At 57.4% G+C, this 14,836-nt stretch carries 18 protein-coding genes; 4 read left to right on the top strand and 14 right to left on the bottom strand.

Features of this window, described 5'->3' with window-relative positions; all coding sequences use genetic code 11:
• Window positions 1–15: 15 nt before the first annotated feature.
• Together ftsH and rlmE are read right to left on the bottom strand one after the other, a co-directional pair.
• Entirely contained in the window at window positions 16–1,929 is a 1,914-nt protein-coding gene (gene ftsH / locus ENGE1_RS02820; RefSeq protein WP_043080874.1) for an ATP-dependent zinc metalloprotease FtsH, read from the bottom strand.
• A gap of 114 nt (window positions 1,930–2,043) precedes the next feature.
• A complete protein-coding gene (gene rlmE / locus ENGE1_RS02815; protein WP_043080875.1) occupies window positions 2,044–2,673 on the bottom strand; it encodes a 23S rRNA (uridine(2552)-2'-O)-methyltransferase RlmE in 630 nt (209 codons plus the stop codon).
• 125 nt (window positions 2,674–2,798) lie between these two features.
• Here rlmE and yhbY point away from each other — a divergent pair, with 125 nt between their 5' ends.
• Window positions 2,799–3,092 (top strand): ribosome assembly RNA-binding protein YhbY, encoded by a 294-nt coding sequence (yhbY, locus tag ENGE1_RS02810; RefSeq protein ID WP_045288773.1) that lies wholly within the window; start codon window positions 2,799–2,801, stop codon window positions 3,090–3,092.
• 142 nt (window positions 3,093–3,234) lie between these two features.
• Here yhbY and greA read toward each other — a convergent pair whose 3' ends face one another.
• Entirely contained in the window at window positions 3,235–3,711 is a 477-nt protein-coding gene (greA, locus tag ENGE1_RS02805; protein WP_043086291.1) for a transcription elongation factor GreA, read from the bottom strand.
• 249 nt (window positions 3,712–3,960) lie between these two features.
• Here greA and dacB point away from each other — a divergent pair, with 249 nt between their 5' ends.
• Window positions 3,961–5,394 carry a serine-type D-Ala-D-Ala carboxypeptidase gene (gene dacB, locus ENGE1_RS02800; protein ID WP_048253820.1) on the top strand — a complete coding sequence of 478 codons (1,434 nt, stop codon included), beginning with the start codon at window positions 3,961–3,963 and terminating at the stop codon, window positions 5,392–5,394.
• A gap of 44 nt (window positions 5,395–5,438) precedes the next feature.
• Here dacB and cgtA read toward each other — a convergent pair whose 3' ends face one another.
• The 4 genes from cgtA to rplU form a co-directional block, all read right to left on the bottom strand.
• Complete coding sequence (gene cgtA / locus ENGE1_RS02795) at window positions 5,439–6,611, bottom strand: Obg family GTPase CgtA (protein ID WP_048253821.1); 1,173 nt, start codon at window positions 6,609–6,611, stop codon at window positions 5,439–5,441.
• 15 nt (window positions 6,612–6,626) lie between these two features.
• Window positions 6,627–7,592: a DMT family transporter gene (locus ENGE1_RS02790; RefSeq protein ID WP_045288772.1), complete on the bottom strand. Its 966-nt coding sequence runs from the start codon at window positions 7,590–7,592 to the stop codon at window positions 6,627–6,629.
• Between the two features lie 92 nt (window positions 7,593–7,684).
• A complete protein-coding gene (gene rpmA / locus ENGE1_RS02785) occupies window positions 7,685–7,942 on the bottom strand; it encodes a 50S ribosomal protein L27 (protein ID WP_004385076.1) in 258 nt (85 codons plus the stop codon).
• A 19-nt stretch (window positions 7,943–7,961) separates the two neighbouring features.
• Window positions 7,962–8,273 carry a 50S ribosomal protein L21 gene (gene rplU, locus ENGE1_RS26660; RefSeq protein ID WP_000271401.1) on the bottom strand — a complete coding sequence of 104 codons (312 nt, stop codon included), beginning with the start codon at window positions 8,271–8,273 and terminating at the stop codon, window positions 7,962–7,964.
• A gap of 256 nt (window positions 8,274–8,529) precedes the next feature.
• Here rplU and ispB point away from each other — a divergent pair, with 256 nt between their 5' ends.
• Window positions 8,530–9,501 carry an octaprenyl diphosphate synthase gene (gene ispB / locus ENGE1_RS02775; RefSeq protein WP_043080880.1) on the top strand — a complete coding sequence of 324 codons (972 nt, stop codon included), beginning with the start codon at window positions 8,530–8,532 and terminating at the stop codon, window positions 9,499–9,501.
• A gap of 176 nt (window positions 9,502–9,677) precedes the next feature.
• Window positions 9,678–9,947 (top strand): DNA-binding transcriptional regulator SfsB, encoded by a 270-nt coding sequence (gene sfsB / locus ENGE1_RS02770; protein WP_043080881.1) that lies wholly within the window; start codon window positions 9,678–9,680, stop codon window positions 9,945–9,947.
• 57 nt (window positions 9,948–10,004) lie between these two features.
• Here sfsB and murA read toward each other — a convergent pair whose 3' ends face one another.
• The 7 genes from murA to mlaF form a co-directional block, all read right to left on the bottom strand.
• Window positions 10,005–11,264: a UDP-N-acetylglucosamine 1-carboxyvinyltransferase gene (murA, locus tag ENGE1_RS02765; RefSeq protein ID WP_045288770.1), complete on the bottom strand. Its 1,260-nt coding sequence runs from the start codon at window positions 11,262–11,264 to the stop codon at window positions 10,005–10,007.
• A 48-nt stretch (window positions 11,265–11,312) separates the two neighbouring features.
• The gene (gene ibaG, locus ENGE1_RS02760; RefSeq protein ID WP_043080883.1) at window positions 11,313–11,567 is read right to left on the bottom strand and encodes a BolA family iron metabolism protein IbaG; all 255 of its coding nucleotides are present in this window, start codon (window positions 11,565–11,567) and stop codon (window positions 11,313–11,315) included.
• 125 nt (window positions 11,568–11,692) lie between these two features.
• Window positions 11,693–11,980 carry a lipid asymmetry maintenance protein MlaB gene (gene mlaB, locus ENGE1_RS02755; RefSeq protein WP_043080884.1) on the bottom strand — a complete coding sequence of 96 codons (288 nt, stop codon included), beginning with the start codon at window positions 11,978–11,980 and terminating at the stop codon, window positions 11,693–11,695.
• Window positions 11,980–12,615, bottom strand: coding sequence for a phospholipid-binding protein MlaC (gene mlaC, locus ENGE1_RS02750; RefSeq protein WP_043080885.1), 636 nt, complete (start codon window positions 12,613–12,615; stop codon window positions 11,980–11,982). Before mlaC ends, mlaB begins: the two co-directional genes overlap by 1 nt.
• 17 nt (window positions 12,616–12,632) lie before the next feature.
• The gene (gene mlaD, locus ENGE1_RS02745; protein WP_043080886.1) at window positions 12,633–13,184 is read right to left on the bottom strand and encodes an outer membrane lipid asymmetry maintenance protein MlaD; all 552 of its coding nucleotides are present in this window, start codon (window positions 13,182–13,184) and stop codon (window positions 12,633–12,635) included.
• A gap of 4 nt (window positions 13,185–13,188) precedes the next feature.
• Window positions 13,189–13,971: a lipid asymmetry maintenance ABC transporter permease subunit MlaE gene (gene mlaE, locus ENGE1_RS02740; protein ID WP_043086292.1), complete on the bottom strand. Its 783-nt coding sequence runs from the start codon at window positions 13,969–13,971 to the stop codon at window positions 13,189–13,191.
• 7 nt (window positions 13,972–13,978) lie between these two features.
• Window positions 13,979–14,791 carry a phospholipid ABC transporter ATP-binding protein MlaF gene (mlaF, locus tag ENGE1_RS02735; protein ID WP_043080887.1) on the bottom strand — a complete coding sequence of 271 codons (813 nt, stop codon included), beginning with the start codon at window positions 14,789–14,791 and terminating at the stop codon, window positions 13,979–13,981.
• Between the last annotated feature and the right edge of the window lie 45 nt (window positions 14,792–14,836).

The following is a 14,836-nucleotide window of genomic DNA, read 5'->3' as shown; positions in this document are numbered from 1 at the left end:
GATATTTCGCCGCGCTTACATGGTATTACCAGGATTCGGCGTGCGCGGTTCGTCAACCGGACGCGGCGCGCGTGGCGTACCATTGTTGTCGGAGTCTTTCGGTGCCGGCGGCTCTTCCCAGCCCGCCGGTGCCCGCACTTCGCGGCGTGCCATCAGATCGTCGATCTGCGGCGCGTCAATGGTTTCATACTTCATCAGCGCGTCTTTCATCGCGTGAAGGATGTCCATATTGTCATTCAGAATCTGGCGCGCGCGACCGTAGTTGCGCTCGATCAGGGATTTGACTTCCTGGTCGATGATGCGCGCCGTTTCGTCAGACATGTGCTTGGCTTTAGCAACCGAACGACCGAGGAACACTTCGCCCTCTTCTTCCGCATACAGCAGCGGGCCCAGCTTGTCAGAGAAGCCCCACTGGGTAACCATGTTGCGGGCCAGGTTAGTCGCCACCTTGATGTCGTTAGACGCGCCGGTGGAAACGTGCTCAGCACCGTAGATGATCTCTTCCGCCAGGCGACCGCCGTACAGCGTGGAAATCTGGCTCTCCAGCTTCTGACGGCTGGCGCTGATGGCATCGCCTTCAGGCAGGAAGAAGGTTACGCCCAGCGCGCGGCCGCGCGGGATAATCGTTACCTTGTGCACCGGATCGTGCTCCGGCACCAGGCGACCAATGATCGCATGGCCCGCTTCGTGGTACGCGGTGGACTCTTTCTGCGCTTCGGTCATCACCATGGAGCGGCGTTCCGCACCCATCATGATTTTGTCTTTCGCTTTTTCGAACTCGACCATCGACACCACGCGCTTGTTGCCGCGGGCGGCAAACAGGGCGGCTTCGTTGACCAGGTTCGCCAGATCCGCACCGGAGAAGCCCGGCGTACCGCGCGCGATGATTGCCGCGTCGATGTCCGGCGCCAGCGGTACGCGACGCATATGGACTTTCAGGATCTGCTCGCGGCCGCGAACGTCCGGCAGGCCAACCACGACCTGGCGGTCAAAGCGGCCCGGGCGCAGCAGCGCAGGGTCGAGTACGTCCGGACGGTTGGTCGCGGCGATAACGATGATACCTTCGTTACCTTCGAAGCCGTCCATCTCAACCAGCATCTGGTTCAGGGTCTGCTCGCGTTCATCGTGACCGCCGCCGAGGCCTGCGCCACGCTGGCGGCCCACGGCGTCGATTTCATCGATAAAGATGATGCACGGCGCCGCTTTCTTGGCCTGTTCGAACATGTCGCGCACGCGGGATGCGCCGACGCCGACGAACATTTCCACAAAGTCAGAACCGGAAATGGTGAAGAACGGGACTTTCGCTTCACCGGCAATGGCTTTTGCCAGCAGCGTTTTACCGGTACCCGGCGGGCCCACCATCAGCACGCCTTTAGGAATTTTACCGCCAAGCTTCTGGAAGCGGCTCGGCTCGCGCAGGTATTCCACCAGCTCGCCCACTTCCTCTTTCGCTTCGTCACAGCCGGCAACGTCTGCAAAGGTGGTTTTGATCTGATCTTCGGTCAGCATCCGCGCTTTGCTCTTACCAAACGACATTGCGCCTTTGCCGCCGCCGCCCTGCATTTGCCGCATAAAGAAGATCCAGACGCCAATCAACAGCAGCATCGGGAACCAGGAGATGAAGATAGAAGCCAGCAGGCTCGGCTCTTCCGGCGGTTCACCAACCACTTTTACGTTTTTGGTCAGCAGATTATCAAGCAGTTTGGGATCGTTTACCGGAATGTAGGTCGTGTAACGGTTACTGTCTTTCTTGGTAACGTTGATCTCACGTCCATTGATACGCGCTTCGCGAACCTGGTCCTGATTGACCTCTTGCAGGAAGGTAGAGTAATCCACCTTACGGCCATTTGACTCGCTGGGCCCAAAGCTCTGGAACACGGACATCAGCACAACTGCGATGACCAGCCAGAGTATTAGGTTTTTCGCCATGTCACTCAAGGGATTAACCTCTTATTACAACTGTGTTAATAACAGCGTCAGGTTACGCTATATCTACCGAATTTGAAACCGCGCCAGCACGGGCCGCGGCTTAGGTTCCGGTAACTATGGCTTACGCCCGGTCGCTACAATGTACACTTCACGCGAACGAGCGCGGGAAGAGTCCGGCTTACGAACTTTCACTTTCGTAAACAGGGAGCGAATTTCCTTCAGGTACTCCTCGAAACCTTCGCCCTGAAACACCTTCACTAAAAAACTGCCGCCCGGTGCCAGCACATCACGGCACATCTCAAGGGCCAGTTCCACCAGATACATGGCGCGGGGGATATCCACCGCGGGTGTTCCACACATGTTCGGTGCCATATCGGACATGACAACCTGGACTTTACTGTCGCCTACGCGTTCAAGCAGCGCTTTCAGCACTAATTCATCACGAAAATCGCCCTGAAGGAAGTCCACACCAACAATCGGATCCATCGGTAAAAGATCGCATGCGATGATGCGGCCGCTGTTACCGATCTGCGTAACAGCATACTGAGACCAGCCGCCGGGCGCAGCACCGAGATCAACAATAGTCATTCCCGGCTTAAAAAGTTTGTCACTTTGCTGTATTTCATCAAGTTTAAACCAGGCACGGGAACGTAACCCCTTTTTCTGCGCCTGCTGCACATATTTATCGCTAAAGTGTTCCTGGAGCCAGCGGCTGGAGCTGGCAGAACGCTTTTTACCTGTCATTTAACATTCCCGTTCGGGTAGTTCATCGTAGCAGCTGCGTAAATTTTGACGCGCTGATTTGGCGATAGTTGGGAGATGGCGGTAGAATGAGCCGTTTTCAATCCCAACGTAAGCAAAAATATACGATGAATCTGAGTACTAAACAAAAACAGCACCTGAAAGGTCTGGCACATCCGCTCAAGCCGGTAGTTATGCTTGGCAACAATGGTTTGACCGAAGGGGTACTGGCCGAGATTGAACAAGCGTTAGAGCACCACGAACTTATCAAGGTGAAGATCGCCTCGGAAGATCGCGAGACTAAAGGCCTTATCGTGGAAGCTATCGTTCGCGAAACCGGCGCCTGCAATGTCCAGGTCATCGGTAAAACGCTGGTTCTGTACCGCCCAACAGCAGAGCGTAAAATCTCGCTGCCACGTTAAGAGTAACCTGAATTGAACACATCTGATGTGTAAAACGAGGGGTTCCAGCGGGCAGGTGAGCAAAATGCCACGCTCTTAACGTTGATAAAAGGCCGCATTGCGGCCTTTTTCCTATCTTTACATTGGCGCCGAAAGCGCGCGCTTAGAGGTAGTCAACCTTGATGATTTCGTATTCCACTTCGCCGCCGGGCGTGCGGATCGTCACGACATCATCCTGCTCTTTACCGATCAGGCCGCGCGCGATAGGCGAATTCACCGAGATCAGATTTTGCTTAAAATCCGCCTCATCGTCACCCACGATGCGGTAGGTTTGCTCCTCGTCGCTGTCCAGGTTCAGCACCTGCACCGTGGCACCGAAGATGACCCGGCCGTTGTTCGGCATTTTGGTCACGTCAATCACCTGGGCATTGGAGAGCTTTGCCTCGATATCCTTGATACGGCCTTCACAGAACCCTTGCTGCTCGCGGGCTGCGTGGTATTCGGCGTTCTCTTTCAGATCGCCATGCTCGCGCGCATCGGCGATGGCCGCGATGATTTCCGGGCGACGAACCGACTTCAGAAAATCCAGCTCTTCGCGTAATTTTTCAGCACCGCGTAAGGTCATTGGGATCGCTTGCATGTGTTCTACCTCGTTCATCATTCCTTTGGGCACAGCGCAGCGCTGCACCGCGTCCTCTCCCCCTGCTGGCTGGGCCTGAGCCAGGGGAGAAGCAAAAAGAAAACTGACCCGGAACTTCAATTCCAGGTCAGCGGTAATTTTTCTGTTTGATACACATTTTACCCTGAAGTTCACTATGGGTCATCGTTTACTTTACAGGGCTTTGCGCCGTAGTATGACGGCTTGTTTCCAGGTTGTTAGCGCGAGATTATGCGATTCTCCAGATTTATCATCGGATTGACCAGCAGTTTAGCCTTCAGCGTTCAGGCCGCCAACGTTGACGAATATATCAATCAGCTTCCGGCCGGTGCCAACCTTGCTTTTATGGTACAGAAGATAGGCGCTCAGGCGCCCAGCATCGACTACCACGGTCAGCAAATGGCCCTGCCGGCAAGTACCCAGAAGGTAATCACCGCGCTGGCGGCGCTGCTGCAACTGGGTCCCGATTTCCGCTTTACCACCACGCTGGAGCGTAAGGGTAGCGTAGATGGCGGCGTTTTGAAAGGCGACCTGATTGCACGATTCGGCGGCGATCCGACGCTAAAACGCCAGGATATCCGCAACATGGTGGCGGTACTGAAAAAATCCGGCGTGGAGAAAATTGACGGCAACGTGCTTATCGACACCTCGGTATTTGCCAGCCACGATAAGGCGCCGGGCTGGCCGTGGAACGACCTGACCCAGTGCTTCAGCGCTCCCCCCGCGGCGGCGATCGTCGATCGCAACTGCTTCTCGGTATCGCTCTACAGCGCGCAAAAGCCCGGAGACCTCGCCTTTATCCGCGTGGCGTCCTACTATCCGGTGACCATGTTCAGCCAGGTGCGCACCCTGGCGCGCGGCTCCGGCGAGGCGCAGTACTGCGAACTGGACGTGGTGCCGGGCGATCTGAACCGCTACACGCTGACCGGCTGCCTGCCGCAGCGCAGCGAGCCCCTGCCCCTGGCTTTCGCCATCCAGGACGGCGCAGGCTATGCGGGGGCAATTCTTAAGGCTGAGCTGAAAGATGCCGGAATAACCTACAGCGGTACGCTGCTGCGCCAGACGCTGCCCAACGAGCCGGGCACGGTGATTGCCAGCACCCAGTCGGCGCCGCTGCACGATCTGCTGCGGATCATGCTGAAGAAGTCTGACAACATGATTGCCGATACCGTCTTCCGCACCATCGGCCACGCCCGCTTCGGCGTGCCGGGCACCTGGCGCGCGGGATCCGACGCGGTGCGGCAGATCCTGCGCCAGAAGGCGGGCGTCGATCTCGGTAACACCATTATTGCCGACGGCTCCGGCCTGTCGCGCCACAACCTGATCGCACCCGCCACCATGATGCAGGTGCTGCAGTACATCGCCCAGCACGACAGCGAGCTTAACTTCATTACCATGCTGCCGCTGGCGGGCCACGACGGCTCCCTGCAGTATCGCGCGGGCCTGCACCAGGCGGGCGTCGACGGCAAGGTATCGGCAAAAACCGGTTCGCTGCAGGGCGTGTACAACCTGGCGGGCTTTATCACCACCGCCAGCGGCCAGCGCATGGCCTTCGTCCAGTATCTGTCCGGCTACGCAGTGGAGCCCGCCGACCAGCGCAATCGCCGCATTCCGCTGGTGCGTTTTGAGAGCCGGCTGTATAAAGACATTTACCAGAACAACTGATGTGAAAAAGGCGCCGGGAGGCGCCTTTTCTGGAAGTAGCGTGATTAACGCTTATAGATGAACTCGACGCCTTCTTCGTCGTCTTCATCCCAGTCGTCGTCCCACTCTTCCTCTTCTTCCGCTTCCATTTCGTCAAGCTGCTGGCGATGGTAGTCATCCCACATAAACTCGACTTTCTCCGGCTGCTTCTCTTCTTCGGCGTGCACCACGGGGTTTTCGATGATGAAGGTCATCACGTCCCAGCACAGATCCTTCACGCCCTGCTGGCTGGCGGCGGAGATCAGGTAGAACTTCTCTTCCCAGCCCAGCGCCTCTGCAATCGCTTTGGCTTTTACTTCGGCTTCCGCTTTGTCCATCAGGTCAATTTTGTTGAAGACCAGCCAGCGCGGCTTGGAGGCCAGATTCTCGCTGTACTTCTCCAGCTCGCCGATAATGATGCGCGCATTCTCTACCGGATCGGATCCGTCGATAGGATCGATGTCGATCAGGTGCAGCAGTACGCGGCAGCGCTCCAGGTGCTTGAGGAAGCGGATGCCAAGGCCCGCGCCTTCGGCAGCGCCTTCGATAAGTCCCGGTATATCGGCGACCACGAAGCTCTTCTCGCTGTCCATGCGCACTACGCCGAGGCTCGGCACCAGGGTCGTGAACGGATAGTCCGCCACTTTCGGCTTCGCCGCAGAGACGGCGCGGATGAAGGTGGATTTACCGGCGTTCGGCATCCCCAGCATCCCGACGTCAGCCAGCAGCATCAGCTCCAGCTGCAGGTCGCGCTTGTCGCCCGGCGTCCCCATCGTCTTCTGACGCGGAGTACGGTTAACGGAGGACTTAAAGCGGGTGTTGCCCAGGCCGTGCCAGCCGCCCTTGGCGACCATCAGGCGCTGGCCGTGTTTGGTCATATCGCCCATCGTTTCGCCGGTACCCTGGTCAATCACCCGGGTGCCGACCGGCACTTTGACGGTCACGTCTTTACCGCGTTTACCGGTGCAGTCGCGGCTCTGGCCGTTCTGCCCGCGCTCGGCGCGGAAGGACTTCTCGAAGCGGTAGTCGATCAGCGTGTTCAGGTTCTCATCGGCCTCAAGCCAGACGTCACCGCCGTCGCCGCCGTCGCCGCCGTCCGGGCCGCCTTTCGGGATATACTTTTCGCGACGGAAGCTGACGCAGCCGTTGCCGCCATCACCTGCCACAACGAGGATCGTTGCTTCATCAACAAACTTCATTTTACTCTCCGTAAATCATTCGCCTGAGCGGGGTAACGGTACAACCGCTTCACGCTTACGCCACCGTCCCCAAAGACGATGGCCAATGGCGGAATACATCGCGCCCGCAACCACGACAAACGCACCGAGGTAACCGACAAGGTTCAACATCGGTCTGGCGAAGAAATCGGGCCAGGCCACTGATAATAAATCTGAAAATAACAGCGTAAACAGCGGCGTGAGCGTCACCAGCGCGCTCACCTGCGCCGCCTGCCAGCGCGCCATCGCTTCCGCCAGCGCGCCGTAGCCTACCAGCGTGTTCAGTCCGCAAAAAATCAGGCACGCCAGCTGCCAGCCGCTGAGCTGGGTAATGACGCCCGGCTTTGCCAGCGGCAGCAGCGCTATCGTACATAAAGTGTACAGCAAAAACAGGATCTGCTGTGACGCCAGGCGGCGCAATAACACCTTTTGCGCGACGCCGTAGCTGACCCAGACCGTGGCGGCGCCAACGCCAAAGATCACGCCCCAGGTGTAGTCCGTCAGCCGGGTGAAGATCTCCACCAGACTGGTGTTGAAGAACATCACCAGCCCGCACAGCAGCATGGTAGCGCCCACTATCTGGGTGCCGCGCATCTTCTCCTTGAGGATCACCACGCTGGCCACCATCATGCCAATCGGCGACAGCTGGCCTATTACCTGCGATGCTGTGGGGCTCAGGTACTGCAGGGAAGAGCTGAACAGGATAAAGTTGCCAAACAGGCCGCCGGTAGCGATAGCCAGCAGCACCAGCCAGCGGGGCTTGCGGAACAGCCGCAGCGACGGCAGCTTGCCTTTGGCGGCCAGAATAATGCCCAGCCCGATGCTGGCCATCAGAAAGCGCCAGAACACCACCGTCGGCGGCTCCATCACTACCAGCACCTGCTTCATCGCGATCGGCAACGCACCCCAGCACATCGCAGTGGTGAGGGCCAGCGCAATACCAATACCCGCCTGCTGTTTCATGCCCGTTTCCCTGTCAGAAATTTACCGGACTTCTAATGTAAAAAGCCCCGCAACACGTTGCGGGGCTTTCATCCGTTACCGGACCGAAAAACTTACTCAGCAACGATGCTGATGTATTTGCGGTTGTTCGGGCCTTTAACTTCGAATTTCACTTTACCGTCTGCTTTTGCAAACAGAGTGTGGTCACGGCCGCAACCAACGTTGTTGCCTGCGTGGAATTTGGTGCCACGCTGACGAACGATGATGCTACCTGCCAGAACGCTTTCACCGCCGAAACGTTTTACGCCCAGACGTTTTGCTTCTGAATCGCGACCGTTACGAGTTGAGCCGCCAGCCTTTTTATGTGCCATTTAATCTACTCCTCAGGTCTTAGGCGCTGATGCCAGTAATTTTCACATCAGTGAACCACTGACGATGGCCCTGCTGCTTACGATAGTGTTTACGACGACGAAACTTAACGATTTTAACTTTCTCGCCACGACCGTGAGCAACAACTTCAGCTTTGATTACGCCGCCATCAACGAAAGGAACGCCGATTTTGACTTCTTCACCGTTTGCGATCATCAGAACTTCAGCGAACTCAACAGTTTCGCCAGTTGCGATGTCCAGCTTTTCCAGGCGAACGGTCTGACCTTCGCTTACTCGGTGTTGTTTACCACCACTTTGGAAAACCGCGTACATATAAACTCCGCTTCCGCGCACATCCTCGTGTGATTCAGAGTGCGCTATAAATATTCACAATAGGGCGCGAATATTACGCAAAAGGAGAGCCTTTGACAAGTGGGATCGTCAATCCATGCAGAAAAAAACTACAACCGACACGGCAACGTTTATCTGCGTCGTTTTTTCAGTACAATCAGAGCTACAATTATGTTTCGACCCTTTCGTTATCCCGTTTGGATAAGCGGTAAATTGGACATTAAGCCCGGCATTTGCGATGAATTTAGAAAAAATCAATGAGTTAACCGCGCAAGATATGGCGGGTGTCAATGCGGCAATCCTTGAGCAACTCGATTCTGATGTCCAGCTGATAAACCAGCTGGGTTACTACATCGTCAGCGGCGGCGGCAAACGTATTCGCCCGATGATCGCTGTACTGGCAGCGCGTGCAGTGGGCTATACAGGTCACGCCCACGTCACTATCGCCGCGCTCATCGAATTTATCCACACCGCCACCCTGCTGCACGATGACGTGGTGGATGAGTCGGATATGCGCCGGGGCAAAGCCACCGCCAATGCCGCCTTCGGCAATGCGGCCAGCGTGCTGGTTGGCGATTTTATCTACACCCGCGCCTTTCAGATGATGACCAGTCTCGGATCCTTAAAGATCCTCGAAATTATGTCCGAAGCGGTTAACGTCATCGCCGAAGGCGAAGTGCTTCAGCTGATGAACGTCAACGATCCGGATATCACCGAAGAGAACTACATGCGGGTTATCTACAGTAAAACCGCCCGCCTGTTCGAGGCGGCCTCCCAGTGTTCCGGCCTGCTGGCTGACTGCACGGAAGAACAGGAAAAAGGTCTGCAGGACTACGGCCGCTATATCGGCACCGCTTTCCAGCTGATTGACGATCTTCTCGACTACAGCGCCGACGGTAAAACCCTCGGTAAGAATGTCGGCGACGATCTCAATGAGGGCAAACCGACCCTTCCGCTGCTGCACGCCATGCATCACGGTACGCCGGAGCAGGCGGCGATGATCCGCCAGGCTATTCTTGACGGCAATGGTCGCCACCTGCTTGAGCCGGTGCTGGCCGCCATGGCCGACTGCGGCTCGCTGGAGTGGACCCGCCAGCGCGCGGAAGAAGAGGCGGACAAAGCCATTGCCGCCCTGCACTCGCTGCCCGACACCCCGTGGAAAGAGGCGCTCATCGGTCTCGCCCATATCGCCGTCCAGCGCGACCGCTAACGCCCCGCTCCCAGTCCCGCGCCAGCCTGGCGCGGGAAATCTCCCTTTTCTCCACCCATCCAAGTTTTGTCTGATTTGATCATCGTTACTTGAACTTATATGAACACAAGTGGTTAAATCAGCATCACGAAGATAACCCTTACTACTGACGTGGTATTTAAGGAATGGAGAAGAGTATGGACAAGCTAATTGACTGGCATCCGGCCGATATCATTGCCGGCCTCAGAAAGAAAGGGACTTCCCTCGCCGCCGAGTCGCGCAAAAATGGCCTCAGCTCATCGACGCTGGCCAATGCACTCATCCGCTCGTGGCCGAAGGGAGAGTCGATTATTGCCGCCGCACTGGAGACCGATCCGTGGATTATCTGGCCCTCGCGCTACCACGACCCCGTGACCCACGAGTTTATTGACCGACGGCAGCGTATCCGCCATTCCGGTAAGAAGTAATGAAAAAGCCCGTACCGCAAGCGGTACGGGCTTTCACAGACAGCGGTGAGGGGCGGCTTATTCGCCCTTTACCCGCTCGATGGTCGCACCCAGCGCGCGCAGCTTATCTTCAATGCGCTCGTAGCCGCGATCGATGTGGTAGATACGGTCGACGATGGTGGTCCCTTCGGCAATGCAGCCCGCCAGCACCAGACTTGCAGAAGCGCGCAAATCGGTCGCCATCACCTGCGCGCCGGAGAGCTTCTCGACGCCGTGGCAAATGGCGGTGTTGCTTTCGATCTCCGCGCGGGCACCCATGCGGATAAGTTCCGGTAAGTGCATAAAGCGGTTTTCAAAGATGGTCTCGGTGATAACGCCGGTCCCTTCGGCCACCATGTTCAGCAGCGTGAACTGTGCCTGCATGTCGGTTGGAAAACCCGGGTGCGGCGCAGTGCGCACGTTCACGGCCTTCGGGCGCTTGCCGTGCATATCGAGGCTAATCCAGTCTTCCCCGGTTTCGATATCGGCACCGGCTTCGCGCAGCTTCGCCAGCACCGCATCCAGCGAATCCGGCTGGGCGTGGCGGCAGACGATTTTACCGCCGGAGATGGCCGCCGCCACCAGGAAGGTGCCGGTTTCGATACGGTCCGGCAGGACGCGATAAACGCCGCCGCCCAGACGCTCAACGCCTTCAATCGTGATGCGGTCGGTGCCCTGGCCGCTGATTTTCGCGCCCAGCGTATTGAGGAAGTTGGCGGTATCGACAATTTCCGGCTCGCGGGCGGCGTTTTCAATCACGGTAGTGCCTTCAGCCAGCGTTGCGGCGCTCATGATGGTCACCGTGGCGCCGACGCTCACTTTGTCCATGACGATATGCGCGCCCTTCAGGCGTCCCTCTACGGAGGCTTTGACGTAACCCTCTTCCAGCCTGATCTCAGCGCCGAGCTGCTCAAGGCCGGTAATGTGTAAATCCACCGGACGCGCGCCGATAGCGCAGCCGCCCGGCAGAGATACCTGGCCCTGGCCAAAGCGCGCCACCAGCGGTCCCAGCGCCCAGATAGAGGCGCGCATGGTTTTCACCAGCTCGTAAGGGGCGCAGAAGACGTTGACCTTGCTGGCATCAATCCACACGGAGCCGTTGCGCTCAACGCTGGTACCGAGCTGGCTCAGCAGCTTCATGGTGGTATCAATGTCTTTCAGCTTCGGCACGTTCTGGATTTCAACCGGCTCTTCGGCCAGCAGCGCGGCAAAAAGGATAGGCAGCGCGGCGTTTTTCGCGCCGGAGATGCTGACTTCGCCCTGAAGACGCGCAGGCCCCTGTACACGGAATTTATCCATTCAATAAGTCTCTTCTAAATGTGTCTGCGCAGCGGCAAGGTCCGCTGCTTAAAAACCGTTGAGTTTACGATCGCGCGCCCACTCCTGCGGCGTGTACGCCTTAATAGACAGGGCGTGGATGCGGTTATCGGCGATGTATTCCATCAGCGGCGCATAGATTGTCTGTTGTTTCTTGACCCGACTCATTCCGTCGAACAGCTCACCCACGGCAATAACCTGGAAGTGGCTGCCGTCGCCGGTGACGTGGGCTTCCTGGAGGGAGAGTGCGTTCATCAGCACTGTCTGAATTTCTTGATTTTCCATGGGTGCAATTTCATCTGAGTGTGAAAACAGCCCAACATCTTAGAGGAAAGTGGCGCAGTCTTAAACAAGCAAAAAGCCCCGAGGCACAAAACGTCGGGGCTTTTAAGAGTAATACGCTGAATCTATTAGGGGAGAGCGTCTTCAGGCAGGTTATAGAGCTGGACAAAGGTCGTCATTTTTTCGCTCTTGCCTTCAATATGGACGGTCCGCCCCTCGGCGCGGATCAGCGCAACGAGATGCACCAGCAGCGCCACGCCCGCGGTATCGACGCGGGTAATGGCGCTAATATCGATGGTTTCTGCGCCACGGGTCGCCTCTACGCGAGCGTCCCAGAGCGGGACCAGGAAATCCTGGTCCAGTTCTCCCTGTAGCGACAGCCGTCCGCCGTCGCGCGTCCAGTTCAGCGAGCTCATTACTGTTTCTTGTCCAGGGTGATAGGCTGGCTGGAGATGGACTTCAGCTGGGCGGTCAGGCCATCAATCCCTTTAGTACGCAGCAGATCGCTCCACTCATTCTGCTTAGTGGTGATCATGCTCACGCCTTCTGCAATCATATCAAACGCCTGCCAGTTGCCGGTCTGGCTGTTCTTGCGCCACTGGAAGTCCAGGCGCACCGGCGGACGGCCGTTGCTGTCGATGATGGTCACGCGGATAGGCACAATGGTGGCATCGCCCAGCGGCTTTTCCGGGGCAATCTGGTAGGTCTGACCGTTGTACATTGCCAGCGCCTGACCGTAGGCCTGCTTCAGGTACTCGCGGAAGGCGGCAAAATAGGCATCACGCTGGGCCGGCGTGGCCTCGCGATAGTAGCGGCCCAGTACCAGGGCGCCTGCGTATTTCACCTGCACATACGGCAGCAGCTCCTGGTCGACAACCTGGCGCAGATAGTCTGGATTGGCGCGGATCTTCGGCTGCTCGTGCTTGAGCCTGTCGAAGGTTTTCTTCGCGGCCTGATTCATCAGCGTGTAGGGGTTAGACTGGTCCGCAGCCGTTGCCGCCGTCAGCGGGGCAATCACCAGCATCGCAACCATTAGTAAGCGTTTAAACATCGATTCTTCTCCTGAGATTAGTGTGCGGTTCCTGCAGGTGCCGCAGCGTCAGTGTGTCCTTCGGCGGACGCCGGCGCATCGCCAGAATCCTTCTTGTCATTTCCCTTATTACTGTAAAGGAACTGGCCGATCAGGTCCTCCAGCACCATCGCTGATTTGGTGTCCTGAATCGTACTGCCCTCTTTAAGCATAGACGTTCCCATCTCAGGGTCGTCAAACCCGACGTTGAGCGCCAGGTACTGCTCACCGAGCAGGCCGGAGGTGCGGATAGCCAGCGAACTGGTATCCGGGATTTGGTTGTACTGACTTTCGATATCCAGCGTCACGCGCGGCAGATACGTTTTCTGATCCAGCGAAATATCGGCAACCCGGCCAATAACCACGCCGCCAATACGCACCGGAGAGCTGACCTTCAGGCCGCCGATGTTATCGAAGGTCGCATAGACCTGATAGGTCGGCTCAGCCCTCAGGGAGGTCACGTTCGCCGCCTTCAGGCAGACAAACAGCGCCGCCAGAAACGCCACCAGTAAAAATATCCCTACCCAGATTTCACTTTTTTTCGTTTGCATGAACTCAATTCCCAAACATCAGTGCAGTCAGCACAAAATCAAGCGCCAGCACAGCCAGCGACGCGTGCACCACGGTGCGGGTCGTTGCGCGGCTGATCCCGGCAGAAGTCGGGATCGCATCGTAGCCGTTAAACAACGCAATCCATGTTACGGTGATGGCAAACACCACGCTTTTAATGATGCAGTTAACCAGGTCCATCCGCCAGTCAACGGCATTCTGCATCGCCGACCAGAAGAAACCTGCATCAATACCTTTCCAGCTCACGCCGACCAGCCAGCCGCCCCAGACGCCGACGGCGACGAAGATGATGGTGAGCAGCGGCAGCGAGATAACCCCGGCCCAGAAGCGCGGCGAGATAACCCGGCGCAGGGGATCGACCGCCATCATCTCCATGCTGGAGAGCTGCTCGGTGGCGCGCATCAGGCCAATCTCCGCCGTCAGCGCCGAGCCGGCACGACCGGCAAACAACAGCGCCGCAACAACAGGTCCCAGCTCGCGCAGCAGTGAAAGCGCCACCAGCATACCGAGACTGGTTTCAGCACCGTAAGTCGTGAGTACCAGATACCCCTGCAGACCCAGAACCATGCCGATGAAGACCCCGGAAACCAGGATTATCACCATCGAGAGTACGCCAACGTTATACAGCTGGCGCACAAGCAGCGGTGCGTGCTTGCGAAACTCCGGTTTGCCAATAATGGCATTGAATAACATTAACCCGGCGCGGCCGAACGTCGCGAGGGTGGTAATCCCGCTGCGTCCAAGCCTTGCCAGTGCATTTAACAGCATGAGCAACTTAACTCCCTGTTCCGAGTAAATCGTGATAGTAATCGCCCGCGGGGAAGCGGAAGGGTACCGGGCCATCGGCAATGCCGTCGAGGAACTGGCGTACGCGCGGATCGCAGTTCTCCTGCAGCTCCTGAGCGCTGCCGTGGGCCACAATTTTTCGCTCCGCCACGATGTATGCGTAATCGGCAATACTGAGGACTTCCGGCACATCGTGGCTGACCACAATACAGGTCACGCCCAGCGCGCTGTTAAGTTCGGAAATCAACTTCACCAGCACGCCCATGGTAATAGGGTCCTGTCCGACGAACGGTTCATCGAACATAATCAAGTCGGGCTCAAGGGCAATGGCACGGGCCAGCGCCGCGCGCCGCGCCATACCGCCGGACAGCTCAGAAGGCATCAGCTTTGCCGCGCCGCGCAGGCCAACGGCTTCCAGCTTCATCATGACGGTAGTTTTGAGCAGCGCGGGCGGCAGCATGGTGTGCTCGCGCAGCGGGTAGGCAACATTATCGAAAACGTTCATGTCGGTGAACAGCGCGCCGGACTGAAACAGCATGCTCATGCGCTTGCGCACGTCATACAGTCGGCTACGCGACATCTCTGGCACGTTTTCGCCATCAAAAAGGATCTCACCGCTGTCCGGCGGGATCTGTCCGCCAATGAGCCGCAGCATCGTCGTTTTACCGATACCCGATGGCCCCATAATGGCCGTTATTTTACCGCGCGGCACCGACAGCGAGATGTTATCGAAAATAGGACGCCCGCTGCGCGAAAAGCTGACGTCGCGGACCTCAACTAAATTTTCCTGTGTCTGACTCATCGATACATCCCCGGAGAAATCTCTTAAGCGTAAGCATGGCGCGTA

Source organism: Pluralibacter gergoviae ATCC 33028 = NBRC 105706 (assembly GCF_001598855.1).
Taxonomy (GTDB): domain Bacteria; phylum Pseudomonadota; class Gammaproteobacteria; order Enterobacterales; family Enterobacteriaceae; genus Pluralibacter; species Pluralibacter gergoviae.
The sequence above is the reverse complement of the archived record's forward strand: the minus strand, read 5'-3'. Positions and strand labels throughout refer to the sequence as shown.

Coding starts and splice junctions, on each gene's coding strand:
- greA (WP_043086291.1), bottom strand. CDS start 3,711: ATGCAAGCGATCCCAATGACCTTACGCGGTGCTGAAAAATTACGCGAA.
- ENGE1_RS02790 (WP_045288772.1), bottom strand. CDS start 7,592: ATGAAACAGCAGGCGGGTATTGGTATTGCGCTGGCCCTCACCACTGCG.
- mlaE (WP_043086292.1), bottom strand. CDS start 13,971: ATGCTGTTAAATGCACTGGCAAGGCTTGGACGCAGCGGGATTACCACC.
- ibaG (WP_043080883.1), bottom strand. CDS start 11,567: ATGGAAAATCAAGAAATTCAGACAGTGCTGATGAACGCACTCTCCCTC.
- mlaB (WP_043080884.1), bottom strand. CDS start 11,980: ATGAGCTCGCTGAACTGGACGCGCGACGGCGGACGGCTGTCGCTACAG.
- murA (WP_045288770.1), bottom strand. CDS start 11,264: ATGGATAAATTCCGTGTACAGGGGCCTGCGCGTCTTCAGGGCGAAGTC.
- dacB (WP_048253820.1), top strand. CDS start 3,961: ATGCGATTCTCCAGATTTATCATCGGATTGACCAGCAGTTTAGCCTTC.
- ispB (WP_043080880.1), top strand. CDS start 8,530: ATGAATTTAGAAAAAATCAATGAGTTAACCGCGCAAGATATGGCGGGT.
- mlaD (WP_043080886.1), bottom strand. CDS start 13,184: ATGCAAACGAAAAAAAGTGAAATCTGGGTAGGGATATTTTTACTGGTG.
- rplU (WP_000271401.1), bottom strand. CDS start 8,273: ATGTACGCGGTTTTCCAAAGTGGTGGTAAACAACACCGAGTAAGCGAA.
- cgtA (WP_048253821.1), bottom strand. CDS start 6,611: ATGAAGTTTGTTGATGAAGCAACGATCCTCGTTGTGGCAGGTGATGGC.
- mlaF (WP_043080887.1), bottom strand. CDS start 14,791: ATGAGTCAGACACAGGAAAATTTAGTTGAGGTCCGCGACGTCAGCTTT.
- rlmE (WP_043080875.1), bottom strand. CDS start 2,673: ATGACAGGTAAAAAGCGTTCTGCCAGCTCCAGCCGCTGGCTCCAGGAA.
- rpmA (WP_004385076.1), bottom strand. CDS start 7,942: ATGGCACATAAAAAGGCTGGCGGCTCAACTCGTAACGGTCGCGATTCA.
- sfsB (WP_043080881.1), top strand. CDS start 9,678: ATGGACAAGCTAATTGACTGGCATCCGGCCGATATCATTGCCGGCCTC.
- mlaC (WP_043080885.1), bottom strand. CDS start 12,615: ATGTTTAAACGCTTACTAATGGTTGCGATGCTGGTGATTGCCCCGCTG.
- ftsH (WP_043080874.1), bottom strand. CDS start 1,929: ATGGCGAAAAACCTAATACTCTGGCTGGTCATCGCAGTTGTGCTGATG.
- yhbY (WP_045288773.1), top strand. CDS start 2,799: ATGAATCTGAGTACTAAACAAAAACAGCACCTGAAAGGTCTGGCACAT.